A 25,070-nucleotide genomic window follows, 5' to 3' on the forward strand; every position below is an offset into this window, starting at 1 on the left:
CAGTATGCGAAGGCGCAGGTCACAGCCCGAGGGGCGGCGCGCTACGGAACCGCAACGGCCGCTTCGCCCGGCGAGGCCCGCGCGGCAGACGGCCGGGGCCCCGCCCACAGCGTGGACGGGGCCCCGTACCGCTCGAACGGGATCAGGCCAGCAGGGCCGGGATCGTCGCCTCGTGGGCCTCGCGGAGCTCGGCCAGCGGGATCGTGAACTCGCCCTGGACCTCGATCTCCTCGCCGTCCACCACGCCGATGCGGGTGGCAGGCAGACCGCGCGCACCGCACATGTCGGTGAAGCGGAGCTCCTCGCTGCGCGGGACGGCCACGATGGCCCGGCCCGCCGACTCGGAGAACAGGAAGGTGAACGCGTCCAGGCCCTCCGGGACCACGATCCGGGCGCCGTTGCCGCCGCGCAGGCAGGACTCGGTGAGCGCCTGGACCACGCCGCCGTCGGACAGGTCGTGCGCGGCGTCGATCATGCCGTCGCGGGAGGCGGAGATCAGGATCTCCGCGAGCAGCTTCTCGCGGCCCAGGTCCACCTTGGGCGGCAGGCCGCCGAGGTGGTCGTGGACGACCTGCGACCAGGCCGAGCCGCCGAACTCCTCGGCGGTGTCGCCGAGCAGGTACAGCAGCTGGCCGGCCTCCGCGAACGCCATCGGCGTACGGCGGTTGACGTCGTCGATGACGCCGAGGACCGCCACGACCGGGGTCGGGTGGATCGCGGTGTCGCCGGTCTGGTTGTAGAGCGAGACGTTGCCGCCGGTGACCGGCGTGCCCAGCTCCAGGCAGCCGTCGGCGAGACCCCGGGTGGCCTCGGCGAACTGCCACATGACGCCCGGGTCCTCCGGCGAGCCGAAGTTCAGGCAGTCGGAGATGGCCAGCGGCTTGGCACCGGTCGCGGCGACGTTGCGGTACGCCTCGGCCAGGGCCAGCTGCGCGCCCGTGTACGGGTCGAGCTTGGCGTAGCGGCCGTTGCCGTCGGTCGCCATGGCGACGCCGAGGTTGGACTCCTCGTCGATGCGGACGATGCCGGCGTCCTCGGGCTGAGCGAGGACGGTGTTGCCCTGCACGAAGCGGTCGTACTGGTCGGTGACCCAGGACTTCGAGGCCTGGTTCGGGGACGAGACCAGCGCCAGGACCTGCGCGCGGAGCTCCTCGGAGGTCTGCGGGCGGGGCAGCTTGTTCGCGTCGTCGGCCTGGAGGGCGTCCTGCCAGTCCGGGCGGGCGTACGGCCGGTGGTAGACCGGGCCCTCGTGGGCGACGGTGCCCGGGGGCACGTCCACGATCTGCTCGCCGTGCCAGAAGATCTCCAGGCGCTCGCCGTCGGTCACCTCACCGATGACGGTGGCGATGACGTCCCACTTCTCGCAGATCTCCATGAAGCGGTCGACGTGCTGCGGCTCGACGATCGCGCACATGCGCTCCTGCGACTCGCTCATGAGGATCTCCTCGGGCGAGAGCGTCGCGTCGCGCAGCGGGACGGTGTCGAGCTCGACGCGCATGCCGCCGGAACCGGCGGAGGCCAGCTCGGAGGTGGCGCAGGACAGCCCGGCGCCGCCGAGGTCCTGGATGCCCGCGACCAGCTTCTCCTTGAAGATCTCCAGGGTGCACTCGATGAGGAGCTTCTCCTGGAAGGGGTCGCCGACCTGGACGGCGGGGCGCTTGGTGGGCTTGGTGTCGTCGAAGGTCTCGGACGCGAGGACCGAGACGCCGCCGATGCCGTCGCCGCCGGTGCGGGCGCCGTAGAGGATGACCTTGTTGCCGGGGCCGGAGGCCTTGGCGAGGTGGATGTCCTCGTGCTTCATCACGCCGATGCAGCCGGCGTTGACCAGCGGGTTGCCCTGGTAGCAGGCGTCGAAGACGACCTCGCCGCCGATGTTGGGCAGGCCCAGGCAGTTGCCGTAGCCGCCGATGCCCGCGACGACGCCCGGCAGGACGCGCTTGGTGTCGGGGTGGTCGGCCGCGCCGAAGCGCAGCGGGTCCACGACGGCGACCGGGCGGGCGCCCATGGCGAGGATGTCGCGGACGATGCCGCCCACGCCGGTGGCCGCGCCCTGGTAGGGCTCGATGTACGAGGGGTGGTTGTGCGACTCGACCTTGAAGGTGACCGCGTAGCCCTGGCCGACGTCGACGACGCCGGCGTTCTCGCCGATGCCGACGAGCATGGCGTCGTTCTGGGGGGCCTTCTCGCCGAACTGCTTCAGGTGGACCTTGCTGCTCTTGTACGAGCAGTGCTCGGACCACATGACGGAGTACATGGCGAGCTCGGCGCCCGTGGGCCGGCGGCCGAGGATCTCGCGGATGCGCTGGTACTCGTCCTCCTTGAGGCCGAGTTCCTTCCAGGGCTGCGCCGAGTCCGGGGTCTCGGCGGCGTGCTTGACGGTGTCCAGAGTCATGCGGAGACCAGCTTCTTCAGGATCGAGGTGAAGAATCCGAGGCCGTCGGTGCGGCCGGTACCGATCAGCGGCTCCACCGCGTGCTCGGGGTGCGGCATGAGGCCGACGACGTTGCCCGCGGCGTTGGTGATGCCGGCGATGTCGTTCAGCGAACCGTTCGGGTTGAAGTCGAGGTAGCGGAAGGCCACGCGGCCCTCGCCCTCCAGTTCGTCCAGGGTGCGCTGGTCGGCGACGTAGCGGCCGTCCATGTTCTTGAGCGGGACGGAGATCTCCTGGCCCTGCTCGTAGTCGCCGGTCCAGGAGGTCGCGGCGTTCTCGACGCGGAGCTTCTGGTCGCGGCAGATGAAGTGCAGGTGGTTGTTGCGGAGCATCGCGCCCGGCAGCAGGTGGGCCTCGGTGAGGACCTGGAAGCCGTTGCAGATGCCCAGGACCGGCATGCCGGCCTTGGCCTGCTCGATGATGGTCTCCATCACCGGCGAGAACCGGGAGATGGCGCCGGCGCGCAGGTAGTCGCCGTAGGAGAAGCCGCCCGCGAGGACGACCGCGTCGACCTGGTGGAGGTCCTTGTCGCGGTGCCACAGCGAGACCGGCTCGGCGCCCGCGAGGCGGACGGCGCGCAGCGAGTCACGGTCGTCGAGCGTTCCGGGGAACGTGACGACACCGATGCGAGCGGTCACGACTCCACCTTGACGACGAAGTCTTCGATGACGGTGTTGGCGAGGAACGTTTCGGCCATCTTGTGGATGCGGTCGAGGGCGGCCTGGTCGACCGGACCCTCCACTTCCAGCTCGAAGCGCTTCCCCTGGCGGACGTCGGCGATGCCCTCGAAGCCCAGGCGCGGCAGTGCACGCTGCACCGCCTGGCCCTGGGGGTCGAGGATCTCCGGCTTGAGCATGACGTCGACTACGACGCGTGCCACTGGCACTCCCGATGGGTGGTTGGTGCGAAGGCGGTTCCCTCAGCGTACCCGCCCCAAATTTCTACGCGGGTAGATTTCCCCGGTGCGCCATCCGGCGGCCGTTTCGGCTTCACCAACGCTTCGCAAAATCCGCCGGAAAACCGCGCACTCGGCATTGCGGCGGGACACGCGGAGACAATTAACTGGGCTTCGCAATGCAATGGGAATCGCGGTACAAAGGAATCCCCGGGGCAGCGGTATTTGCCGTTCCGCAACGGGGACGGAAAGATGCATTGCTCCGAAACATCCACATCAGCGACATCGCCGCACGTCAACTGGGACGACTGTCGCACGAAGGGACCGATATCCGTGGCGCAGCGCGTAGTGGTCACGATCTCCGACGACATCGACGGCGGAGAAGCGGCGGAAACGGTCGCGTTCGGGCTGGACGGTAAGTCGTACGAGATCGACCTGAATCTGGCCAACGCAAAGAAACTGCGGAAGACGCTCGAGCCGTACGTGGCCGCCGGCCGCCGCAAGGCCCGGTCCGGCAAGGCCTTCAAGCACACCTCCCTGGCCCCGGACCCGGCGGTCGTCCGCGCCTGGGCCCGCTCCCACGACTTCGACGTGCCGCCGCGGGGCCGGATCCCGAAGCGGGTCTACGAGGCCTACAACGAGGCCCACTGAGGGAGGCGCCCGGGAGCGGCCCCCGGGCGCTCCCGGGTCGGCCCGGGGGCGGATTTGGCATCCACCCCCTCCGATCCGCTAGTGTGTGGATCACGCCGAGGGGCGAGACCGCAGGTCAGAGCCTCGAAGGTCGTGCGGGTGTAGTTCAGTAGCAGAACATCCCCCTTCCAGGGGGAAGGCGCAGTGTGCGATCCCTGTCACCCGCTCTGCAACGCTTTACCGACCACTCCGGTGGATCGGGTAGAGTGATGCACGCATCGCCCGGCGGCAACGCCGAAGCGGGCATGCGGACGTAGCTCAGTTGGTAGAGCACCACCTTGCCAAGGTGGATGTCGCGAGTTCGAGTCTCGTCGTCCGCTCAGAGGACAAAGGCCCTGATCATCGATCAGGGCCTTTGTCGTATGCGCGAAAGCGCGAAGAGAGAAGCTCGACGCACGAAGCGCGCCGCGCGCCGCAACCGCCCCGCCCTGACAAATGTCATCGGGACCGATGACCGTGCGCAGGCGTGCCACGGCCGGGGAGCCGCGAGGCTTGAGCCATGGGGAACGACGCCCGAGGCAGGGCGATGGGGGGATGGGGAGCGTGTCCAGACTGACGGGGTGGTGGCAGGGCCGCAGCAGTGCGGGGAAGGTCGAGCTGTACACCCGCTGGTCGTTCCACTTCATGATGGTCCTCCAGGTGCTGGCGATGCTGGGCGGGCTCGTGCCCGAGATCCCCTCGACCGCCTCCGCGGTGCTCGCCGTGCCGTTCACCGTGCACATCGGGCTGTGCGGACTGCTCGCCTCCAGGGCGCTGGACTGGGCCCTGGGCCGGCGCGAGCGGCCCGTGCGGCTCGCCGTCGCCCTCGGCGCCCTCACCGCCGCCGAGATCGTCGGACTGCTCGCGCTGCGCGCCGCCGGGGCCATCACCCAGGACGGCGCCACCCCCTCCCTCGTCGTCAACCTGGTCGCCTTCGCCTCCGGGTCGCTGACCCTGACCCTGCCCCGGGCCCGGCACATGCTCTGCCTCCCGCCCGCCGCCGCGGCCCTCGCGGCCTGTGCGGCCCTGGCCGCCGGGCGCAACGCCGCGGAGGCCGTCGGCTACGCGCTCGGCGTCTTCCTCACCAGCCTGCTCCTGACCCTGGCCTGCGGCTTCTCCTCCTGGCTGCTGAGGACCGTGTACGAGCTGGACCACGCCCGGGACGCCCAGGCGCGGCTCGCCGTGGCCGAGGAGCGGCTGCGCTTCGGGCGCGACCTGCACGACGTGATGGGCCGCAACCTCGCGGTGATCGCCCTCAAGAGCGAGCTCGCCGTCCAGCTGGCCCGGCGCGAACGCCCCGAGGCCGTCGACCAGATGGTCGAGGTCCAGCGGATCGCCCGGGAGTCGCAGCGCGAGGTCCGCGACGTCGTCCGCGGATACCGGGAGGCCGACCTCACGGCGGAGCTCGAGGGTGCGCGGGGCGTACTGACCGCGGCCGGCATGGACTGCCGGGTCGAGGTCGACGCCGGCCGGAACCTGCGCCCCGAGGTCCAGTCGACGCTGGGCTGGGTGGTCCGGGAGGCGACCACGAACGTCCTGCGGCACGGCGACGCCCGCTCCTGCCTGATCCGGCTCACCGCCCCGGAGGCGGACGCACTGACGCTGGTGGTGGAGAACGACGGGGCCCCCGAGGCCCCCGCCGGGCCGCCGGGATCTGGTCTCGCCGGGCTGCGGGAGCGGCTCGCCGTGCTCGACGGCACCCTGGAGGCCGGCCCCGTCGGCGACGGCCGGTTCCGGCTCCGGGCCCGGATCCCCGAACGGCACCTGCGAGGACTGGAGGCACGGGCATGAGCCCCGTACGCGTACTGCTCGCCGACGACGAGCACCTGATCCGCGGCGCGCTCGCCGCCCTGCTGGCCCTGGAGGACGACCTGCTGGTCGTCGCCGAGGCCGCGTCGGGGCCGGAGGCGCTGGCGATGGCCCGGGCCCACCGGCCCGACGTGGCGGTCCTGGACCTGCAGATGCCCGGGTCGGACGGTGTGAGTGTGGCCACATCGCTGAAGGCCGAACTCCCCGACTGCAAAACCATGATCGTCACCAGCCACGGGCGGCCGGGCCACCTCAAGCGGGCCCTGGCGGCGGGCGTCCGCGCGTTCGCGCCGAAGACCGTCTCGGCGCAGCGGCTGGCCGAACTGATCCGCACGGTCCACGCCGGAGGCCGGTACGTGGACCCCGAGTTGGCCGCCGATGCGATCAGCGCGGGCGACTCGCCGCTGACCGCGCGCGAGGCCGAGGTGCTGGAGCTCGCCGGGGACGGCGCACCGATCGCGGAGATCGCCGAGCGGGCGCACCTCTCCCAGGGCACCGTGCGCAACTACCTGTCGTCGGCGGCTTCGAAGCTGGGCGCGGAGAACCGCCACACCGCAGTGCGTCTCGCACGGGAGCGGGGTTGGGTATAGTGGTTCCCGCGCTACGGCGCATGCGGACATAGCTCAGTTGGTAGAGCACCACCTTGCCAAGGTGGATGTCGCGAGTTCGAGTCTCGTTGTCCGCTCCATGAAAGAAGCCCCCGGTCCTCGACCGGGGGCTTCTTCATTTCCCCACGCCGTTCCCTACGACCACTCCTGGCCCGTGAGCCGCTCGTACGCCTCGATGTACTTGGCGCTGGTCTGCTCGACGACCTCCTGCGGCAGGGCCGGCGGCGGCAGTTCGGACTTCCTGTCCCAGCCGGACTCCGGGGAGGACAGCCAGTTGCGGACGAACTGCTTGTCGAAGGAGGGCTGCGTACGGCCCGGCTCCCACTGGTCGGCCGGCCAGAAGCGGGAGGAGTCCGGGGTCAGCACCTCGTCGGCGGCGACCAGCGTGCCGTCCGCGTCGAAACCGAACTCGAACTTGGTGTCGGCGAGGATGATGCCGCGCTCGCGCGCGATGTCCCGGGCCCGCCCGTAGACGGCCAGGGTGGTCTGGCGCAGGAGGGCCGCGGTCTCGGCGCCGGTGGTCCGGGCGACCTCCTCGTACGAGACGTTCTCGTCGTGCTCGCCGACCTCGGCCTTGGCGGCCGGGGTGAAGATCGGGGCGGGCAGCTCGGAGCCGTCGACGAGCCCCTCGGGCAGGGCGAGTCCGCACACCGTCCGGGTCTGCTCGTACTCGGCGAGGCCCGAGCCGGTCAGGTAGCCGCGGGCCACGCACTCGACGGGGACCATCTTCAGGTTCTTGCAGACCAGGGTGCGGCCGGCCCAGTCGGCGGGGGCGCCCTCGGGGAGCTCCGTCCCGATCACGTGGTTCGGTACGAGGTCCGCGAGCTGGTCGAACCACCACAGCGAGAGCTGCGTCAGGACGCGGCCCTTGTCCGGGATCTCGGTGGGCAGCACCCAGTCGAACGCGGACATCCGGTCGCTGGCGACCATGACGAGGTTGCCGTCCCCGTCGCGGTAGAGGTCGCGCACCTTGCCGGTGTGGAGGTGGACGAGGCCGGGAACCTGAACCGGCTCGGGCTTTTCGACGAATCCGGACACGGGGTCTCCCTGTGGTTCTGTACGAGCGCAGCCCCATTGTCCCGTACGGCCCACCCGGCACGTACGACGGGGCTGCTCAGTCCCTCTTACAGATCCGGTCGAGGAGGTTCGCGGTGGCCCGCTGGACCCGCTCGTCGACGTGCCCCGGGCGGTCCAGGGCGGGGGACCAGGCGAAGGTGCCGGAGGCGAAGACCAGGGCCCCGCTGGGCGCCCGGTACAGGGAGGTCTCCTGGTGCCGCTTGGCGCCCTCGCCGTCCCGGTACGGGGAGTGGGCGAGCAGGATCCGCTCCCGGTGCTCGGGAAGCTGGGTGCGCGGGAAGTACCGGTCGGCCTCGCCGGCCACCAGTCCCGGCAGTTCGTCGTTCTCGGCGGCGCCGGTGGACTCCCAGAGCCAGTGGTCGGCATTGCGCACGATCAGGGGCGCGGGCTCGGGGACCCGCCCCGCGTACTGGATGCCGAGCAGTTGCTGCTCCGGCCGGTCGACCTCGCGCCACAGGGCGGGCCGGCCGGGACCGCGGCGTTTTCGGCAGGTCAACAGCCGGTCCTCGACCCCCGAGGCCGAGGGGGCCAGCTCGACCTGCCAGTACATCGTGTTGGCGGACAGGAAGACCAGCGAGGTGCCTCGGTCCCGGGCCCGCTCCACGGTTCGGCGCATCGCCGCCGACCAGTACTCGTCGTGCCCGGGGAAGACGAGCCCCCGGTACCGCGTCGGGTCGACGCGGCCGGCGTGCAGGTCCCGCGTGTCGGCATAGGCGAGGTCGTAGCCGTACCGCTCGGCCCACCGGATGAAGTCGTACGCGTGCCCCACGTGCAGCGGCAGCCCGGCCCCGGCATAGGGCCGGTCGAAGGAGACGGTCACCGCGGCGTCCTGCTCCCCCAGCAGCCGGCCGTCCTCGTCCCAGGCGTGGTAGAGGCTCGCGCCGGTCCGGCCGTCCTCCGGGTACAGGTTGTAGGCCTGCCAGGTGATGTCGGGCAGCAGCAGCAACAGGTCGGCGGGGTGGTCATCGCGCACGGTGAAGGGGATGTGCGAGCGATAACCGTCCGCCGTGGTCAGCACGGCCACGTACGCGCCCAGGTTCCAGTACGTCGGCACCTGCAGCCGCCAGGACAGCCACCAGTGGTGACAGGACACGGTCCGGTCGGCGGTCAGCGGCGCCGGCTGGACGATGCCCGACAGCCGCGGACTGGTGGTGATCTTCGACGCGCCGTCGCCCCCGTAGTGGCCGATCCGGTAGACGTCCACGGAGAACTGCTGGGGCGGATCCACGGTGACGTGGAAGTCGATGGCCTCCCCGGGGGCCACCGCGCCGGTGGAGGTGAAGCCCTTGATCTGCCGGTGCACGTCATCGGCGGTCCGGGGGCCTCCGCCGGAGCCGCGCGGCGCCCGGCCGGGAGCCAGCGCGGGGTCCACGTACCAGGGCACGACCTGCCCGGTGTCGTCGAAGTACACCTCACTGCCGCGGAACCACGGCAGCGGCCCCTGCCCGAAGGGATCGTTCACCGCATGGGCGAGTGCCCCTGACTCCCATCGCCGAATCTGGTCCGCACCCATTTCCGCGCCCCTCCCTCGCTCCCCCGAACGGTCTCGTCTCCGGCGCGGCTCCGGCCGCGGCCGATCCCAGCACATCACATAACGCACTCATTCCGTCACCGTTCGCCACAACCGGCCGACCGCGCCCGTCCTCGGGCGGAAGCACACAGCGGTCGCGGGGGCGCGCCGCAGCGGCACGGCAGGAGAGGGAGCGGAGCCGCAGGAGGCACGGGGCGGGAGCCAGAATCGGGAGGCGGACGGGATGCAGGGGGTGGAGAGGGGGCCTCAGACCAGCCGAATCGGCTTCTCGGGCCGGACTCCGAGCTCCGTCAGCCAGTCCCGCAGCGGGGTCGGATCCCCGTCCTCGACCAGGCTCAGCACCCGCGGCGCCAGGTCCGAGCGCCGCTCGCCGCCGACCAGCAGTACGGGGCCGTCGAGCCAGTCCAGGCCCGGACCGGCGCCGACGCAGTCCACGGCCGCGCAGCACACCATCGCCGTCACGTGGTCGGCCAGCAGGTCCCGGCCGCTGCGCGGCGGCTGCAGCGGGAACAGCGGCAGGGCATCCACCCCGCGCGCCCCGCCACCGGCCCGCCCGCCCGCGCCGCCAGCCGTACCGCTGCCGGAACGGGAACGTTCCTCCCGGGCCAGGTCCCCGCTCAGCCGTCCGGCCAGCGCCTCTGCGGCGGCGCCGTCACCGCCGGCGTCCGCGAGGTGGTCCAGCACCCGGTCCAGCGTCGGCCCGGCTCCCGGCGGCACGGCGAGGGCGTCCAAGGCCCCGTGCAGACGGGCGGCCTCCGCCCGCCACGTACGGTCCACGACTTCCTCCGGATACGCCGCCCAGTCCACCGGCGCCCAGTCCGGCCCGGATTCGGCCGGTCCGCCGTGGAAGAGCCGCGCCGCGAGCAGCGAGGCCGCCCGGTCGACGTCCCCCGGCCGCTCCAGCAGATCGCACGCGGGCCGCTCGCCGAGCCGCGAGGCGAACCCGTCGGCCAGCCGGTCCCGCCGGGACAGCTCGGTCAGCGCCGAGACGACCCCGGCGTCGAGGTGCGAGGGCCACCGGCCCATCCGCCACGCGGGCAGCGCGACCCGCGTCAGCAGCCGGTCCCAGCCCGCGTACGCGAGGCCGACCTGCTCCTGGGCGACGATCCGCACCCCGTAGTCCACGCGCTGCGCCCGCTCCGAGGCGGCCGCGGCGACCCCGCGCTCCATCTCGGCGGCGTCCGTCCGGCACAGCCGCAGCAGCAGCCGCGCCGGCCCGCCGATCCAGCCGAGGCCCGGCCGGCTGCCCACGTCCGCGGCGGCGTCCAGCCCGCGGACGAAGCCCCGGGCATCGGCTATGTCGGGGTGCGCCGAGGGCCCCGTACCGGCGACGACCGGCGCGAGCACGGCCCGCAGCTCGGCCACCCTCATCCACCACAGGAACGGCGACCCGATCACCAGCACGGGAGCCGCCCCGGGCTCGGCCTCGGGCCCGACGGCTATGGGACGGTGGGGGTGGTCGGGACTGCCGGGACGGGCAGAGCGGCCGGAGTCGCCGGAGCCGCCGGAAGCCTCGGAGCGCTTCCCGGACGACCGCCGGCTACGCCGGTGCGCCGCATGCGTCCGGTCCTCCAGCCAGCTGTCGCAGTCCGGCGTGAGGGCTATCGCCGACGGCGCGGGCACGTCCATCCGGTCCGCCAGATCCCGCACCAGCCGGTACAGGTCCGGCGCCTCCGCCTCGGACAGCGGCACCGTCGGCGTCAGCGCGGGCCCCGCCCGCACCACCACCGCGGCGAAGACCCCGCCGACGAGCAGCACCACCGCGGCCACGACGCACACGACCACGGTCACCAGCGGCCAGGGATCCCCGGCCAGCCGCCCCGTCATCCGGGCGCTCACCAGCACCACCGCGAGCGCGGCGGGCAGCAGGCCGACGGCCAGCGCCCTGCTGCGGACCCGCAGCACGGCCAGGGCCCGGGAGCGCGCGGACGGCGCGCCCCCTTCCAGATACGAACCGGTTCCGGACACGGCCGGACCTCACCCCCTCTGCCCTGCGGCGGTTTTGCTCACTCCCCCACTGTGACACCCGCCACTGACATCGCAATGCCGGTGGGCCAAGTGCCGGAATGCTTGCGCCGCACCCTAGTTGGGGAGCGCCCGGCAGTCAGCCGGACCACAGGACGATCACCCGATGGAATGGCTTTGGGTAAAGCTGGCTGCGTTCGAACGCGGCCGGAGGCACTCGCACACGCACGTACGCGCACCCCCACGCCCCCGCCCCGCCCGCACATGCGCGCGGGCCCGGCGCGCACGTGGGTGCGCACCGGGCCCGCGTCGGATTCCGCGCCGGAACCCCCTGCTGCTCAGCGTCCGGCGGCCGCCTCTGCCGCCTTGGCCGCGATGTCGGTCCGGTGCTGCGACCCCGCCAGCCGGATCCGGTCGACGGCCTTATACGCCTTCGCCCGGGCCTGCGCCAGGTCGGAACCGGTCGCCGTCACCGACAGCACGCGCCCGCCCGCGCTGACGACCGCGTCGCCCTCGCGCCTGGTCCCGGCGTGCAGCACGTACACGTCGGGGCCGTCCTCGGCCACGACCTCGTCCAGGCCCTCGATCGGGTCGCCGGTCCGCGGGGTGCCCGGGTAGTTGTGGGAGGCGATGACCACGGTGACGGCCGCGTCCTCGCGCCAGCTGAGCGGCGGTTCGGCGTCCAGGGTGCCGTTGGCGGCGTGCAGCAGCACCCGCGCGAGCGGGGTGCGCAGCCGGGCCAGCACGACCTGGGTCTCGGGGTCGCCGAAGCGGGCGTTGAACTCGATGACGCGCACGCCGCGCGAGGTGATCGCGAGACCGGCGTAGAGCAGGCCGGAGAACGGGGTGCCGCGGCGGCGCAGCTCGTCCACGGTCGGCTGGAGCACCGTCTCCAGGACCTCGTCGACCAGCTTCGGGTCGGCCCAGGGCAGCGGCGAGTACGCGCCCATGCCGCCGGTGTTGGGGCCCTCGTCGCCGTCGAGCGCGCGCTTGAAGTCCTGCGCCGGCTGGAGCGGCAGGACGGTGACGCCGTCGGTGATGGCGAACAGCGAGACCTCGGGGCCGTCGAGGTACTCCTCGATGACGACCCGGTCGCAGGCCAGCGCGTGGGCGCGGGCCGCCTCCAGGTCCTCGGTGACGACGACGCCCTTGCCGGCCGCGAGGCCGTCGTCCTTGACCACGTACGGGGCGCCGAAGGCGTCGAGGGCCTCGTCCACCTCCTCCGGCGTGGTGCACACGTAGCTGCGGGCGGTCGGGACGCCGGCCGCGGCCATCACGTCCTTGGCGAACGCCTTGGAGCCCTCCAGCTGCGCCGCCTCGCCCGAGGGGCCGAAGACGGGGATGCCGGCGGCGCGCACGGCGTCGGCGACGCCGGCGACCAGCGGCGCTTCGGGACCGACGACGACCAGGTCGGCGCCGAGCTCGGTGGCGAGGCCGGCCACGGCCGCGCCGTCGAGGGCGTCGACCGGGCGCAGCTCCGCCACCTCGGCGATGCCGGCGTTGCCGGGAGCGCAGTACAGCGCGTTGACGTCGGGGTCGAGGGACAGAGAGCGGCACAGGGCGTGTTCGCGGGCGCCGCCGCCGATGACGAGGACCTTCACGCCATGCAGCCTAGCCCGCTCGCCGGGCGGCCCTTCGTGCGGCCACCCAAAAGCACCCCTCTACTCGTTCGTATATTCCTCTACAACGGTGGCTCCGAGCTCGCGCACGATGAGGTCGTGTCCGGTCAGGGCGCTCTCGACGAGGTCGGGATCGTCCGCCTCCGCCACGTCGTCCTCAGGCGCCACCGGCGGCGGTGCCTGCGGGACGGGCGGCTGCGGAGCGGCGGCGGCCTGCGGCGGCCGGTACGGCTGCTGCGGGGCCGACGGAGGCTGCTGCACCGGGGCGGGCGCGGGGGCAGGCGCGGCCGGGGGCGGGGTGTAGGCGGGGGCCGCCGGAGCCGGGGCGGCCGGGGCCCCGTACGACGGCGCGGGCGCACCATACGCGGCCTGCGGGGCCGACGGCGATCCTCCGCCGCCACCGCCGACCACGGCGTCGATCTTCCAGTTGACCTGGAACTGCTCGGCCAGAACGGCCTTGAGCACGTCCTCGCTGCCGCTGCTCGCGAAGTTGTCGCGGGCCCCGGCGTTGGGGAAGCCGAGCTGCAGGGTCGTCCCGTCGAAGCCGGTGACCTGGGCGTTCTGGCTGAGCAGGATCCAGGTGAACCGGCGGCGGTTCTTGACGGCCTCGAGGATGCCGGGCCACATCGCCTGCACCTGCCCGACACCGGCGGCCATCCCCGGGGAGGGCGCGGCGGCGGCCGGCGCGGCGGGGGCCGCGGCGGCGGGCGCCGGCGCCCGGTCGGCGGGCGCGGGAGCTGCGGCCGGGGCAGGCACGCCCTGCCCGGGCGTGGCCGCGCTGGGCCAGGCCCCCCGCGCCCCGGACCCGGGCTGCGCGGCCCCGGGCCAGGCGCCGGGCGCGGACGCAGGAGCCGCAGCGGGCGCAGGAGCCGGAGCGGGCGCGGCAGCCGGAGGCTGGACAGCAGCCGGCGCGGCCACCGGCGCAGGCGCTGCAGGCGGAGCCGTGGGAGCCGCGGGAGCCGCCTGCGGGGCGGCCGGCGCCATGGGATGCGCCTCGGGCCCGGGCACGTACCCCATGGCGGGCGGGGCCGCAGCCGGGACGGCGGCGGACGGCAGAGCAGCGGAGACCGGCGGCCCGCTCCGCTCCAGGCGGTCGAGCCGGGCCTGGAAGGACCGCTCGTCGTCGAAGGCGGCGGGCAGCAGCACCCGGGCGCAGATCAGCTCCAGCTGCAGCCGCGGCGAGGTGGCGCCCCGCATCTCGGTGAGCCCGGTGTTGACGAGGTCGGCGGCGCGGCTCAGCTCGGCGGCCCCGAACACCGAGGCCTGGGCCTGCATCCGCTCCACCACATCGGCGGGGGCGTCGATGAGCCCCTTCTCCGCGGCGTCCGGCACGGCGGCCAGGATCACCAGGTCCCGCAGGCGCTCCAGCAGGTCGGCGACGAAGCGGCGCGGATCGTTGCCGCCCTCGACCACCCGGTCGACGACCTCGAAGGCGGCGGCCCCGTCCCCGGCGGCGAACGCGTCCACGACGGAGTCGAGCAGCGAGCCGTCCGTGTACCCGAGCAGCGAGGTGGCCATGGCGTACGTCACACCCTCGTCGGCGGCGCCGGCGAGCAGCTGGTCCATGACGGACATGGAGTCACGGACCGACCCGGCGCCGGCCCGCACCACGAGCGGCAGCACGCCGTCCTCGACCTTGGCGCCCTCGCGGCCGCAGACCTCGCCCAGGTAGTCGCGCAGGGTGCCGGGCGGCACGAGCCGGAAGGGGTAGTGGTGCGTCCTGGACCGGATGGTCCCGATGACCTTCTCGGGCTCGGTGGTCGCGAAGATGAACTTGAGGTGCTCCGGGGGCTCCTCGACCACCTTCAGCAGGGCGTTGAAGCCCGCCGAGGTGACCATGTGCGCCTCGTCGATGATGTAGATCTTGTACCGGCTGCTCGCAGGCCCGAAGAAGGCCTTCTCGCGAAGATCACGCGCATCGTCGACACCACCGTGCGAGGCGGCGTCGATCTCGATCACGTCGATCGAGCCCGGCCCGTTCCTTGCGAGGTCCCGGCAGGACTGGCACGCGCCGCAGGGGTCGGGAGTGGGACCCTGCTCACAGTTGAGGCAGCGGGCCAGGATGCGCGCGCTGGTCGTCTTCCCGCACCCGCGCGGCCCGCTGAACAGGTACGCGTGATTGACCCGGTTGTTCCGCAGGGCCTGCATCAGCGGGACAGTGACATGCTCCTGCCCGATGACCTCGGCGAACGACTCGGGGCGATAGCGGCGGTACAGCGCAAGGGACGACACGTCTACGAGGTTATCCGGGCCCGCCGACAAAGGCGGCCCTCGTCTCCCCGGAACCGACCGTCCCCGGTGCCCGGCCGCCCGCCCCGGAACGCAAAGCGCCCCTCACGCACCCGCCAGAGCCCACTTACCCTTGCTGCCTTCCGGCCCTGGGGGAGTTGGGTGAGATAGCGCCACGTGAGGGGCTAGCCCCACCCTAGCGGATGGAGCCCCCGGGTATCGAGTTCGCAAGCACCCCTCATCGTCTTGTATTGTTCGTCGCGGAGGATTCGCCTAGAGGCCTAGGGCGCACGCTTGGAAAGCGTGTTGGGGGCAACCCCTCACGAGTTCGAATCTCGTATCCTCCGCCTCTGCCCACCAGGGCAAACGAAGGTCCCGACCGCTCAGCGGCCGGGACCTTCGTCGTTCCGTGGTTGCAGTTTTGGCTGCAGTTCCCGATCTACGCCCCTCGCTGCCGCGGGATGGCCGGGACCCGGCAGGAGTCACAGGCGATAGGGGCGTTGCCCCCGTACTGGCGCATCAACTGGCCGCCACCGATGCACGGACCGACCTCCCACGGGGACATCCCAGAGTGGCCGCGGCTGCAGCCCGCTCCACTTGTGTGATCCACATCGCACGCCGCTTCCGCTGGGTCGGCATGCGGGCGAGGGTGAAGCCGCCCGTGGGCTGCCCAAGATCCCTGACCGGCCTGGCATCGCTCCGAAACCCCCCTTCCTCGCCGGCTCGGCAGGAGCGATCGATCTCCTGCTCGGAGAAGGTGATCTCGTCGTCAGCCTCCGGCTCCGGCACCTCGGACAGGGGATCCCACTGACCGGTCAGCTCCCGCCAGGTCCGGCAGTCGGTGCGAGGAACCCACATGTGGCGGTCGGCCCGACCGCCGCCGCGGCTCGGCACGAAGACCGGCACGCTGTCCCGGGCGCTGGTCAGGATCAGATCCTCGATCCCGACGGGAGGCTTGGGCGTTCCTGCTGGCGGTGAGCGGCGGGGACGGGCACCACGGCGTCCTGTCCTGGGCCGAGCTCGACGCGGACTTCGGGGACAGCCCGGTGCTGCTGGCGACCCGCCTCGACGGGGAGGAGGTCGACGGGGCGGGCGCGCAGCTGGTGGTGCCGGCGGACCGGTGCGGGGCGCGGTACGTCAGCGCCGTGACACAGGTGTGGTTCGGCGCGCTCGCTCCGCCGGACCCTGCCGGTCAGCCGGTCAGGCGTCAGGCGTCAGGCGGTGGCCAGGGAGATCTCCGTCGCCTTGATGAGGGCGACGACGGAGGACCCGGCGGACAGGCCGAGGGCCTCGGCGGCGTCCTTGGTGATGGCGGCGGTCAGCCCGGCCCCGTTCACGTCCACCTTGACCGACGCCATGGCGCCGCCGACGGAGACGTCGGCGACGGTCCCGGACAGCTGGTTGCGGATGCTGATCCCGTCGACGGCGGCGGTGGCCAGCGCCACCTCGGTCGCCTTGACCAGGGCCTTCACGGCGGAGCCGGCGGCAAGGCCGAGGTCCTTCGCGGCGTCGGTGGTGATGGCGGCGGTGAGGTCCTGGCCGCCCTCCAGCCGGACCTTGACCGTGGTCATGGCCTCGCCGGAGGTGAGGGAGGTGACGGTGCCGGCGATCTGGTTCCGGATGCTCAGGCTGCCCACGGGCTAAACCTCCGTCATCTTCGGCATGTCGCCGACCTTCGTCGACATGTCGATGACGGCGAAGGCCGCGCCCTGCTGGTCCGTCAGCGCGGCGAAGCGGCCGAACGGGCTGTCCATCGGCCCGAAGTGGAGCTGCCCGCCGAGCTTCTTCGCCTTGGCCACGGCCTCGTCGCAGTCCGGGACCGCGAAGTAGACCTGGATGTACGAGGGGATCTCCGCCGGGAACTCCTCGCCCATGCCCATCCGGCCCAGCACCGGCCGGTCCGCGCCGCCGAGGTGGTAGACCCGGTAGTCCATCCCGGCCGCCTCGGGGCTGTCGCCCATGTCCATCTGCTGGGCGCCGTACGGGAAGACCCGCGGGAGGAAGGCGTCCGCCTTGGCGACGTCGCGGCTGAAGACCTCCGCCCAGGCGAAGGCCCCGTTCTCGCCGACCTTCTCGAAGCCCTTGTGTTCGCCCGGCTGCCAGACGCCGAAGACCGCGCCGCTCGGCTCCTTGGCGATCACCATGGTGCCGAACGAGCCCACCTGCATCGGGCCCATCATCACCTCGCCGCCCGCCGACCTGATCTTCTCCGCGGTGGCCGCCGCGTCGTTCGACGCGAAGTACAGACACCACTGCGACGGGGCGTCGGCGCCGGGCATCGGCGGGACGACCGCCGCCACGGCCTTGCCGCCGGAGTAGGCCTGCGTGTAGTTGCCGTACTCTCCGGCGGCCTCGCCGAAGGTCCAGCCCAGCACCTCCCCGTAGAAGGACTTGGCGGCCTCCACGTCCTTGAACATCGCGTCCGTCCAGCAGGGCGTGCCTTCCGGGAACTCACCCATGATCGATCGACTCCTGTGTCGTGTCGTGAGGTCGTGCGTGACTCGTGTTCCGGTTCCGGGTTCTCACGCTAGGGCCGCGGTGTGCCTCGCGCGCGGGGAACGCGCCCACGCGAGAGGCTGGATCCATGGACATCACGATGCGCCTCGCCCAGCAGCCGGAGGCCGACGAGCTGCTCGGCCGCAGTCCCCTCGCCGCGCTCGTCGGGATGCTGCTGGACCAGCAGGTGCCGATGGAATGGGCGTTCTCCGGTCCGTACACGATCGCCCGGCGGATGGGGGCGGACGACCTGGACGCGCACGCCATCGCCGCCCAGGACCCCGAGGCCTTCGCGGCGCTGCTCTCGCAGAAGCCGGCCGTGCACCGCTACCCGGGGTCGATGGCGAAGCGGGTGCAGCTGCTGTGCGCGTACCTGGTGGAGCACTACGACGGGGACGCGGAAGGCATCTGGCGCGGCGTGGAGAGCGGCGCGGAGCTGCTGGAGCGGCTCAAGGAACTGCCCGGCTTCGGCGAGCAGAAAGCGCAGATCTTCCTGGCGCTGCTGGGCAAGCAGCTGGGCGTGCGCCCGAAGGGCTGGCGCGAGGCGGCCGGCGGCTACGGGGAGGCGAACGTGTACCGGTCGGCGGCGGACATCACGGGGCCGGAGTCCCTGGCCAAGGTGCGGGCGCACAAGCAGGAGATGAAGGCGGCGGCAAAGGCGCAGAAGTCCGAGAAGGCCGGGAAGGCCGAGAAGCCCGGGAAGGCAGCCGAGGGCGGGAAGTGACCTTCCGGCCGTGCCGGATTGACCGGGAATCCAGGCCCCCGATTGACCCCTGTGGCCGGTCAACCCGGCCCGTAGGTTGGGGGTCATGAACGAGATGACGCAGCCGAACGAGACGCAGCCGAACGAGACGCAGTCGAACGAGGTCCTCACCCGCGCCGCCACCGCCGAGACGATCACCGACGGTCCCGGCAGCACGATCACCCTGCTGACCGACACCCCCGAGCTCACCTGCAACACCGCCACCTTCGAGGAGGGCGCGGCCGGAGCCCCGGTGCACTTCCACACCAGGGCGACCGAGTTCTTCCACGTCATCTCCGGCCGGCTCGACGTGCTCGTCGGCGACGAGGTCAAGACGCTGACCGCAGGCGACTTCCTCTCGGTCCCGGCCGGCGTCAAGCACGCCTTCGCCCCCTCGCCGGGCCACGCTGCCGAGGTCTTCGTCGGATTCACGCCCGGCATGGGCCGCTTCGACTACTACCGGCTGCTGGGCCGGGTCCGCGCCGGCGGGGCCACGGTGCAGGACATCATCGACAGCCAGCCCGTGTACGACAACCACTACGCGGAGAGCGGGGCCTGGGCCGGGCGCCTGCGCAGCGCCGACGCGTAGACCTCGTCCGCATCCAGCCGCCGCAGCTCCTCCGCGAGCAGCTCGGCCAGGCTGCGGATCTTCAGGGCCACCGTGCGGTCCGGGCTGCCCGGCAGGATCAGGGCGGCCAGCGCCCCGTCGGGGCGGTCGACCCGGATCTCGCCCTGCGGGGTGTCCAGCCGGACCCCGGTGACCACCGGACCGGCCGTGGCGACGCGCTCGACCGGCACCCCCAGCCGGTCCTCCAGCCAGCGCGCCAGCAGCTCGGCGCTCGGGTTGTCCGGCTCGCTCTCCACCGCCCCGCCGGTGACCGGCAGCGGCTTCTGGTCCATCGCGGCCGCCAGCAGCGAGCGCCAGGGCGTCAGCCGCGTCCAGGCCAGGTCGGTGTCGCCGGGCGCGTACACGGCGGCCCGCTCGTCCAGGGCGGCCACCGGGTCCACGGCCGCCTCGGCGTCCGTTATCCGGCGCTGCGCGAGCGCGCCCAGCGGATCCCGGGCCGGATCGGCCGGGGCGTCGGCCGGCCACCAGGCCACCACCGGGGCGTCCGGCACCAGCAGCGGCAGGACCACCGAGCCCGCCTGCCCGGTGAGCGCCCCGTGCAGGCGCAGCACCACGATCTCCCCGGTCCCGGCGTCCGAGCCGACGCGGAGCTCGGCGTCCAGCCGGGTCTGGCGCAGCTTGTGCGGGCCGCGGGCGGTGCGGTTGATGACGACGATGATGCGGCACGGGTGCTCGCGCGAGGCCTCCGTCGCCGCGCGGATCGCGTCGTACGCGTTCTCCTCGTCGGTGGCGATCACGAGCGTCAGCACCAGGCCGCTGGTGGGGCTGCCGATCGCGCGCCGCGCTTCGAGCAGGGCCCGGTCGACCTTGCCGGAGGTGGTGTCGGTGAGTTCGGTGCGCATGCCCCGAAGTCTGTCAGCGCGGGGCCGCCCGGCGTCACCCGGCCGCGGAACCCGGCCCGCAATCCGTCACCTGTATCCGCTGTATCCGCGGCCCAGACCCGTGACCCCGTACGTCCGGGTGCCCCGTACGTCCGTCACCTGCGCCGCTTGGCCGTCCCGAAGAGCGAGCGCGAGATCTCCCGGCCCAGCTGGGTCCCGACCGAGCGGGCCAGTGAGCGGAACAGCCCGCTCCCCACCACCTGCTGAGTGAGCGACGGTTCCTGCCGGGGCGCGCGGCGGTGTGCCTTCGCCGCTTCCTCGGCCGCCTCCTTGGCTGCCTCCTTGGCCTTTTTCTCGGCTTGTTTCGCGGCCTCCGCCTCGGCCGCCGCGGCCTCCGCCGCCGCCTCGGCGGCCGCCTGCTCGGCGCTGATCCTCTCGTACGCCGACTCGCGGTCGACCGGCTCGGCGTAACGCGGCCACAGCGGCGAGGACTTCACCGCCCGGTCCAGCTCCGCCGCCCCGACCGGGCCCATCAGCGACTGCGGGGCGCGCAGCCGGGTCGCCGCGACCGGGGTCGGGGCGCCCTTCTCGCTGAGCACGGTGACCACCGCCTCGCCGGTGCCGAGCTGCATCAGGAGCTCCTCGAGGTCGTACTCCGAGTTCGGGAAGGTCTTCACGGTGGCCTTCAGCGCCTTGGCGTCGTCGGGGGTGAAGGCACGCAGCGCGTGCTGGACCCGGTTGCCGAGCTGGGCGAGGACGTCCGCCGGGACGTCCTTGGGCGTCTGCGTCACGAGGAACACGCCGATGCCCTTGGAGCGGATGAGCCGGACGGTCTGGGTGATGGATTGCAGGAACGCCTTCGAGGCCCCGTTGAAGAGCAGGTGCGCCTCGTCGAAGAAGAAGACGAGCTTGGGCCGGTCCAGGTCGCCGACCTCCGGCAGATCGCCGTAGAGGTCGGCGAGCAGCCACATCAGGAAGGTGGAGAAGAGCTGCGGCTTGTCCTGGACCGCCGGCAGCTCCAGTACGGAGACCACCCCGCGCCCGTCCGCGGCGGTGCGCAGCAACTCGCCCGTGTCGAAGTCGGGCTCGCCGAAGAACGCGCCGGCGCCCTGCTGTTCGAACGCGGTGAGCGCGCGCAGGATCACCCCGGCGGTGACGGTCGACAGCCCGCCGATGCCCTTCAGTTCGGCCTTGCCCTCGTCGGAGACGAGGAAGGCGACGACCGCCCGCAGGTCCTTGAGGTCGATCAGCTCCAGGCCCTTGGCGTCGGCGTAGTGGAAGATCAGGCCGAGGGACTGCTCCTGCGTCTGGTTGAGCTGCAGCACCTTCGACATCAGGACGGGGCCGAAGCCGGTCACGGTGGCCCGCAGCGGGATGCCCGGCCCGATCCCGCCGAGCGAGTAGAACTCGGCGGGGACTCCGGCCGCCTTCCAGTCCTGGCCGACCTCGGCGGCGCGCTGCGCGGTCCTGTCGTTCGCCGCGCCCGGCGCCGAGATGCCCGAGACATCGCCTTTGATGTCGGCGAGGAACACGGGCACGCCGTGCGCGGAGAGCTGTTCGGCGATGAGCTGGAGGGTCTTCGTCTTGCCGGTGCCGGTGGCGCCCGCGACCAGCCCGTGCCGGTTGAGCATCGAGAGCGGGATGCGGATCTGGCGGTCCGGCAGACAGGTCCCGTCCCAGAGCAGGGCGCCCAGTTCGAGTGCGGGGCCGGTGAAGGCGTACCCGGCGGCGATCCGGTCGGCGGCCGGGGAGGCAGGGGACCCCGAAGGCGCCGACGCCGCCGAAGACGCCGAAGACGCCGAAGACGCCGAAGACGCCGGGTCGGTGCTCTCGCTCATAGAACTCTCCCGAATGAGGCCCCTATGCCACTTTTGCACCGACCGGGCGAGGCTGCGCCCGCAGGCACCGGCCCGGTAGGCTTTCCGTGTGATCTTCAAGCGCATCGGAAACGGGCGGCCGTACCCCGACCACGGCAGGGAAACCACCCGGCAGTGGGCGGATGTCGCCCCGCGCCCGGTCCGGCTCGACCAGTTGGTGACGACCAAGGGGCAGCTGGACCTCGAGACGCTGCTCGCCGAGGACTCCACCTTCTACGGGGACCTCTTCGCCCACGTCGTGAAGTGGCAGGGCGACCTGTACCTGGAGGACGGGCTGCACCGCGCCGTGCGCGCGGCCCTCCAGCAGCGCCAGGTGCTGCACGCGCGCGTCCTCGAAATGGACTGACGCACCGCCTCGCGACACCGCGCGACGCACTGCGTCCCCCGAACCGGCGAGCGGATGCCGCCGGTCGCTTCTTCGGTTCCCGATTCGCGCGAATTGCGCCTTTCGGGTCGGTCTTGCCCTATCAACAGATCATTCGGTGGGCATCGGCAGCGGCCGGTATTACGCTGCGCCCATGAGCATGCTCACTCCCCCCGGCATGGGCGGAAAGTACCGCGTGACGGGAGCGGCCTACCCCCGCATGAGCCGTCCGCGCCGCCGCCGCCGGATCGTCTTCACCCTGCTCGGCGCAGTCCTCGGCCTCGCCGTGCTCGGCTACGGATCGCTGCAGCTCATCCACGTGTTCCGCGGGGAGGGCGGCAGCGCGAAACAGGGCGGCGCCACGGCCGCGAAGCACTGCCCGAGCGAGGGGCCCAAGGCGGGCGCCGCCCCTGCGAGCGCCGCCGCCCCGGTCGCCCTCCCGCAGCCCGGCGAGATCACGGTCAACGTGTACAACGCCACGCAGCGGGCGGGGCTGGCGAAGGCCGTCGGCGACGAGCTGAAGAAGCGCGGCTTCGCCATCGGCCACGTCGGCAACGCCCCCGCCGACTTCGACAAGAAGGTCCCCGGGACGGGGATGCTGGTGGGCTCGGCCAAGACCGCCAAGGCCGCGTACGCCGTGCTCAGCACGCAGATCGAGGGCGACTCGCAGCAGAACGACGCCCGCGAGGGCGCCGACATCGACCTGATCCTCGGCGACGCCTTCAAGGACCTGAGCCCGAAGGAGGCCGCCGACAAGGAGCTGGCCCTCCTGGCCCACCCCCAGCCGGTGCCGGCCGCCTCCTGCTGACCGCGCTGCCGCCGCCCGCGTACGGCGGCAGCGCGTCGCCGGCGTCCTACTCGGCGGAGCCGTACATGCGGTCGCCCGCGTCGCCCAGGCCCGGAACGATGTAGCCGTGCTCGTTGAGCCGCTCGTCCACCGCGGCCGTCACGACCGTCACCGGCGTGCCCGCGAGCTCGCGCTCCATGACCTCGACGCCCTCCGGCGCGGCCAGCAGCACCACGGCCGTGACGTCGTCGGCGCCGCGCTTGATCAGCTCCTGGATCGCCGCGACCAGCGTGCCGCCCGTGGCCAGCATCGGGTCGACGACGTAGACCTGGCGCCCCGAGAGGTCCTCGGGCATGCGCGTCGCGTACGTGGAGGCCTCCAGGGTCTCCTCGTTGCGGACCATGCCCAGGAAGCCCACCTCGGCGGTCGGCAGCAGCCGCACCATGCCGTCGAGCATGCCGAGGCCGGCGCGCAGGATCGGCACCACCAGCGGGCGCGGGTGCGACAGCTTCACACCGGTGGTCGCCGCGACCGGGGTCTCGATGTCGGACTGCTCGGTGCGCACGTCCCGGGTGGCCTCGTACGCGAGGAGCGTCACCAGCTCGTCGGCGAGCCGACGGAAGGTGGGGGAGTCGGTGCGCTTGTCGCGCAGGGTGGTCAGTTTGTGCGCCACCAACGGGTGATCGACGACCTGCAAACGCACAACATCCTCCAAGGCTCAAGAGTCGGGTTTCGACCTGCGACCAGCAAAAACGGCCGCACGGTTTCGCGACCCACAGCCAAAAGGCTACGCGGTGTGCGCACCCCCGTGCGCCCGAACGCCCGGGATGCGGCCCGCCCGGTGGCCCAGCACCCTGGACGGGTGAGCACCGCACCCGTGATCGCGGCCGTGGACGGATCCGAGCACAGCCTGCGGGCCCTGGAGTGGGCCCGCAGCGCGGCGCTCCGGCACGGCACGGGCCTCGTCGTGGCCCACGTCCTGCCCGACAGCGCCCAGCTGTACGCGGGCCGGCGCACCGCCCTGGCCGACCCGGCCGCCCCGCAGGAATACCCCGACCCGGTCGCGGACCGGGTCCGGGCCCTGCTGGAGGAGGCCCCCGAACTGCCGGACGAGGTGCGGTACGAGGCCCTGGAGGGCTCCGTTCCGGAGGCGCTGCGGGTGATCGGGGCCGAGGCCCGGATGCTGGTGATGGGCTCGCGCGGGCGCGGCGGCTTCACCGCCCTGCTGCTCGGCTCCAACAGCCGCGCCGTGGCCACGACGGCGCCGTGCCCGGTGGTGGTCGTCCCGCACGCGGAGCGCGCCGCGGGGGACACGGGGGACGCGGGGGACTCAGGAGGCGCTGCCCCCGGTCCCGGGCCGTCCGCCGGGCGGGTGGTCCTCGGCCTGCACGCCGCCGAGACCCCCGAGGACGTCCTGGCCTTCGCCTTCGCGGAGGCCGCCGCACGGGGGACCACCGTCCAGGTGGTCTCGGCGTACGCCATCCCGCCCGCGCCCGTCGTCATGGTCGACACCCCCTTCGCCGTCCTCACCCCCGAGGGGCTCGCGGACGAGGCGGACGCCGTCCCGGCCGAACGGGAGATGCTGCGCGCCCAGACGGAACGGCTGCAGCCGCTGCGGGACCGCTGGCCGCAGGTCCCGGTCGAGCAGGCCGCCGTGCCCGGGGACGCGGCGGGCCGCCTCGTGGACGCCTCCCGGTCGGCGGCCCTGGTCGTGGTGGGCCGCCACCACCCGCGCCGCAGCGTCCGGGGGCTGGCGATCGGCTCGGTGGCCCACGCGGTCCTGCACCACGCGCACGGCCCGGTCGCCGTGGTGCCCGCCCTGTCGGACGACGCCTGACCTGCGAAGGGGTGGCATCAAACCGGCCGTCCGAGGGAAGGTGGGGTGCGGGGGTGTACGAGCGGACCAGCCTGGGGTGGTGCCGATGCCCGAGACGCAGCCGAGCCGAGACGACGGCGAGGACGCGGCGCCGGAAACCGCGGCGCAGCGCAGAGCGCGCCGTGCGCAGTTCCTGCGCGACCTGATGGAAGCGCGCGCCCTGCGCGACCGGGTCCAACCCCGCCGCGCCCGCGCAGCCCGCATGCGCCAACAAATGCGCATGCGCACCTTCCGCTGGTAACCCGCCCTTCGCAGCCGTCTCCGGCACCCCCGGCCCCCGCCACCATTCGAAGCGGGGGCCCGCCAACTCCAGCCCCGCCGGCGCTTGAGGCGCGAGCCCTGGGGCAGCGCCCCAGAAACCCAACCGACCCCGCCACCACCTGAGCCGGGGGCCCGACAAATCAAGCCCTGCCGGCGATTGAGGCGCGGGTCCGGGCAGAGCCCCGTACCCGGCGGAGCCGGGATCCCAGAGCTTCCGCCCCCATCCCGAAGCCCGGGGCCGCCAACTCCAGCCCCGCCGGCGTTTGAGGCGCGGGCTTCGGGGCGGCGCCCCGAGGAACCCGGCTCCGCCGGGCAGGGGGGGGGGGCCGGGCCCCGGCCCCCCGCGGGCCGGCCGGGGGGGGTGGGGGGGGCGGGGGGGGCGGGT

Annotated in this window: 22 protein-coding genes, 4 tRNA genes, 1 other RNA gene and 1 pseudogene; 14 read left to right on the plus strand and 14 right to left on the minus strand. The window is 72.9% G+C overall.

Annotation, left to right across the window (positions count from 1 at the left end):
* Nucleotides 1-142 precede the first annotated feature (142 nt).
* The 3 genes from purL to purS are packed head-to-tail and all read right to left on the minus strand — an operon-like array spanning nucleotide 143 to nucleotide 3,311.
* Nucleotides 143-2,392, minus strand: a complete 2,250-nt coding sequence (purL, locus tag ABZ924_RS18415) for a phosphoribosylformylglycinamidine synthase subunit PurL (RefSeq protein ID WP_361910344.1) — start codon at nucleotides 2,390-2,392, stop codon at nucleotides 143-145.
* On the minus strand, nucleotides 2,389-3,069 hold the full coding sequence (purQ, locus tag ABZ924_RS18420; RefSeq protein ID WP_361910347.1) for a phosphoribosylformylglycinamidine synthase subunit PurQ: 681 nt from the start codon (nucleotides 3,067-3,069) through the stop codon (nucleotides 2,389-2,391). The genes purL and purQ overlap by 4 nt, the downstream gene beginning before the upstream one ends.
* Entirely contained in the window at nucleotides 3,066-3,311 is a 246-nt protein-coding gene (gene purS / locus ABZ924_RS18425; protein WP_179174904.1) for a phosphoribosylformylglycinamidine synthase subunit PurS, read from the minus strand. Before purS ends, purQ begins: the two co-directional genes overlap by 4 nt.
* Before the next feature lie 348 nt (nucleotides 3,312-3,659).
* On the opposite strand from purS, the gene ABZ924_RS18430 reads away from it, so the two are divergent.
* From ABZ924_RS18430 to ABZ924_RS18455, 6 genes are all read left to right on the plus strand, one after another.
* Nucleotides 3,660-3,977 (plus strand): Lsr2 family protein, encoded by a 318-nt coding sequence (locus tag ABZ924_RS18430; protein WP_361910351.1) that lies wholly within the window; start codon nucleotides 3,660-3,662, stop codon nucleotides 3,975-3,977.
* Between the two features lie 134 nt (nucleotides 3,978-4,111).
* A tRNA-Gly gene (locus ABZ924_RS18435) sits at nucleotides 4,112-4,183 on the plus strand.
* An 80-nt stretch (nucleotides 4,184-4,263) separates the two neighbouring features.
* Nucleotides 4,264-4,336: transfer RNA gene (locus ABZ924_RS18440), tRNA-Gly, on the plus strand.
* Between the two features lie 214 nt (nucleotides 4,337-4,550).
* Nucleotides 4,551-5,786, plus strand: a complete 1,236-nt coding sequence (locus ABZ924_RS18445; protein WP_361910354.1) for a histidine kinase — start codon at nucleotides 4,551-4,553, stop codon at nucleotides 5,784-5,786.
* Nucleotides 5,783-6,394, plus strand: coding sequence for a response regulator transcription factor (locus ABZ924_RS18450; RefSeq protein ID WP_361910357.1), 612 nt, complete (start codon nucleotides 5,783-5,785; stop codon nucleotides 6,392-6,394). The genes ABZ924_RS18445 and ABZ924_RS18450 overlap by 4 nt, the downstream gene beginning before the upstream one ends.
* A gap of 22 nt (nucleotides 6,395-6,416) precedes the next feature.
* Nucleotides 6,417-6,492: transfer RNA gene (locus tag ABZ924_RS18455), tRNA-Gly, on the plus strand.
* 55 nt (nucleotides 6,493-6,547) lie between these two features.
* Here the strand turns inward: ABZ924_RS18455 and ABZ924_RS18460 are convergent.
* The 6 genes from ABZ924_RS18460 to ffs all read right to left on the minus strand — a co-directional run bounded on the left by ABZ924_RS18460 (nucleotide 6,548) and on the right by ffs (nucleotide 15,023).
* Entirely contained in the window at nucleotides 6,548-7,450 is a 903-nt protein-coding gene (locus tag ABZ924_RS18460) for a phosphoribosylaminoimidazolesuccinocarboxamide synthase (protein WP_361910360.1), read from the minus strand.
* 76 nt (nucleotides 7,451-7,526) lie between these two features.
* Nucleotides 7,527-9,002, minus strand: a complete 1,476-nt coding sequence (locus ABZ924_RS18465) for a N,N-dimethylformamidase beta subunit family domain-containing protein (RefSeq protein WP_361910363.1) — start codon at nucleotides 9,000-9,002, stop codon at nucleotides 7,527-7,529.
* Between the two features lie 264 nt (nucleotides 9,003-9,266).
* The gene (locus ABZ924_RS18470; RefSeq protein ID WP_361910366.1) at nucleotides 9,267-10,988 is read right to left on the minus strand and encodes a hypothetical protein; all 1,722 of its coding nucleotides are present in this window, start codon (nucleotides 10,986-10,988) and stop codon (nucleotides 9,267-9,269) included.
* A 335-nt stretch (nucleotides 10,989-11,323) separates the two neighbouring features.
* Nucleotides 11,324-12,586 carry a phosphoribosylamine--glycine ligase gene (purD, locus tag ABZ924_RS18475; RefSeq protein WP_361910369.1) on the minus strand — a complete coding sequence of 421 codons (1,263 nt, stop codon included), beginning with the start codon at nucleotides 12,584-12,586 and terminating at the stop codon, nucleotides 11,324-11,326.
* A gap of 60 nt (nucleotides 12,587-12,646) precedes the next feature.
* A complete protein-coding gene (locus ABZ924_RS18480; RefSeq protein WP_361910371.1) occupies nucleotides 12,647-14,836 on the minus strand; it encodes a DNA polymerase III subunit gamma and tau in 2,190 nt (729 codons plus the stop codon).
* An 88-nt stretch (nucleotides 14,837-14,924) separates the two neighbouring features.
* Nucleotides 14,925-15,023, minus strand: an RNA gene (gene ffs / locus ABZ924_RS18485) — signal recognition particle sRNA small type.
* Nucleotides 15,024-15,095: 72 nt separating this feature from the next.
* On the opposite strand from ffs, the gene ABZ924_RS18490 reads away from it, so the two are divergent.
* Nucleotides 15,096-15,180: transfer RNA gene (locus tag ABZ924_RS18490), tRNA-Ser, on the plus strand.
* Between the two features lie 615 nt (nucleotides 15,181-15,795).
* Nucleotides 15,796-15,993 (plus strand): annotated as a pseudogene (locus ABZ924_RS18495) (molybdopterin-dependent oxidoreductase); the annotation flags it as partial.
* A 54-nt stretch (nucleotides 15,994-16,047) separates the two neighbouring features.
* On the opposite strand, the gene ABZ924_RS18500 reads toward ABZ924_RS18495, so the two are convergent.
* Together ABZ924_RS18500 and ABZ924_RS18505 are read right to left on the minus strand one after the other, a co-directional pair.
* Entirely contained in the window at nucleotides 16,048-16,470 is a 423-nt protein-coding gene (locus tag ABZ924_RS18500; RefSeq protein ID WP_361910374.1) for a TOBE domain-containing protein, read from the minus strand.
* Nucleotides 16,471-16,473: 3 nt separating this feature from the next.
* Complete coding sequence (locus ABZ924_RS18505; RefSeq protein WP_361910377.1) at nucleotides 16,474-17,292, minus strand: VOC family protein; 819 nt, start codon at nucleotides 17,290-17,292, stop codon at nucleotides 16,474-16,476.
* A gap of 125 nt (nucleotides 17,293-17,417) precedes the next feature.
* Between ABZ924_RS18505 and ABZ924_RS18510 the strand changes: the two genes are divergently transcribed.
* Together ABZ924_RS18510 and ABZ924_RS18515 are read left to right on the plus strand one after the other, a co-directional pair.
* Nucleotides 17,418-18,053, plus strand: coding sequence for an HhH-GPD-type base excision DNA repair protein (locus tag ABZ924_RS18510; protein ID WP_361910380.1), 636 nt, complete (start codon nucleotides 17,418-17,420; stop codon nucleotides 18,051-18,053).
* An 85-nt stretch (nucleotides 18,054-18,138) separates the two neighbouring features.
* Nucleotides 18,139-18,660 (plus strand): cupin domain-containing protein, encoded by a 522-nt coding sequence (locus ABZ924_RS18515; protein ID WP_361910383.1) that lies wholly within the window; start codon nucleotides 18,139-18,141, stop codon nucleotides 18,658-18,660.
* Here ABZ924_RS18515 and opcA read toward each other — a convergent pair.
* Both opcA and ABZ924_RS18525 read right to left on the minus strand, forming a co-directional pair.
* Nucleotides 18,609-19,541 carry a glucose-6-phosphate dehydrogenase assembly protein OpcA gene (opcA, locus tag ABZ924_RS18520; RefSeq protein ID WP_361910386.1) on the minus strand — a complete coding sequence of 311 codons (933 nt, stop codon included), beginning with the start codon at nucleotides 19,539-19,541 and terminating at the stop codon, nucleotides 18,609-18,611. The genes ABZ924_RS18515 and opcA overlap by 52 nt on opposite strands.
* Nucleotides 19,542-19,675: 134 nt before the next feature.
* Entirely contained in the window at nucleotides 19,676-21,358 is a 1,683-nt protein-coding gene (locus tag ABZ924_RS18525; RefSeq protein WP_361910389.1) for a helicase HerA-like domain-containing protein, read from the minus strand.
* Between the two features lie 88 nt (nucleotides 21,359-21,446).
* On the opposite strand from ABZ924_RS18525, the gene ABZ924_RS18530 reads away from it, so the two are divergent.
* Both ABZ924_RS18530 and ABZ924_RS18535 read left to right on the plus strand, forming a co-directional pair.
* A complete protein-coding gene (locus ABZ924_RS18530) occupies nucleotides 21,447-21,743 on the plus strand; it encodes a type II toxin-antitoxin system VapB family antitoxin (RefSeq protein ID WP_114058229.1) in 297 nt (98 codons plus the stop codon).
* Nucleotides 21,744-21,915: 172 nt separating this feature from the next.
* On the plus strand, nucleotides 21,916-22,569 hold the full coding sequence (locus ABZ924_RS18535; protein WP_361910392.1) for a LytR C-terminal domain-containing protein: 654 nt from the start codon (nucleotides 21,916-21,918) through the stop codon (nucleotides 22,567-22,569).
* A gap of 46 nt (nucleotides 22,570-22,615) precedes the next feature.
* Here ABZ924_RS18535 and upp read toward each other — a convergent pair whose 3' ends face one another.
* Entirely contained in the window at nucleotides 22,616-23,251 is a 636-nt protein-coding gene (gene upp / locus ABZ924_RS18540) for a uracil phosphoribosyltransferase (RefSeq protein ID WP_179176580.1), read from the minus strand.
* Between the two features lie 159 nt (nucleotides 23,252-23,410).
* Here upp and ABZ924_RS18545 point away from each other — a divergent pair, with 159 nt between their 5' ends.
* Together ABZ924_RS18545 and ABZ924_RS18550 are read left to right on the plus strand one after the other, a co-directional pair.
* Nucleotides 23,411-24,385, plus strand: a complete 975-nt coding sequence (locus tag ABZ924_RS18545) for a universal stress protein (protein ID WP_361910396.1) — start codon at nucleotides 23,411-23,413, stop codon at nucleotides 24,383-24,385.
* A gap of 85 nt (nucleotides 24,386-24,470) precedes the next feature.
* A complete protein-coding gene (locus tag ABZ924_RS18550; RefSeq protein ID WP_361910398.1) occupies nucleotides 24,471-24,665 on the plus strand; it encodes a hypothetical protein in 195 nt (64 codons plus the stop codon).
* Nucleotides 24,666-25,070: the final 405 nt, after the last annotated feature.

Origin of the sequence: Streptomyces sp. NPDC046876 (assembly GCF_040645035.1) — a bacterium.
Taxonomy (GTDB): Bacteria; Actinomycetota; Actinomycetes; order Streptomycetales; family Streptomycetaceae; genus Streptomyces.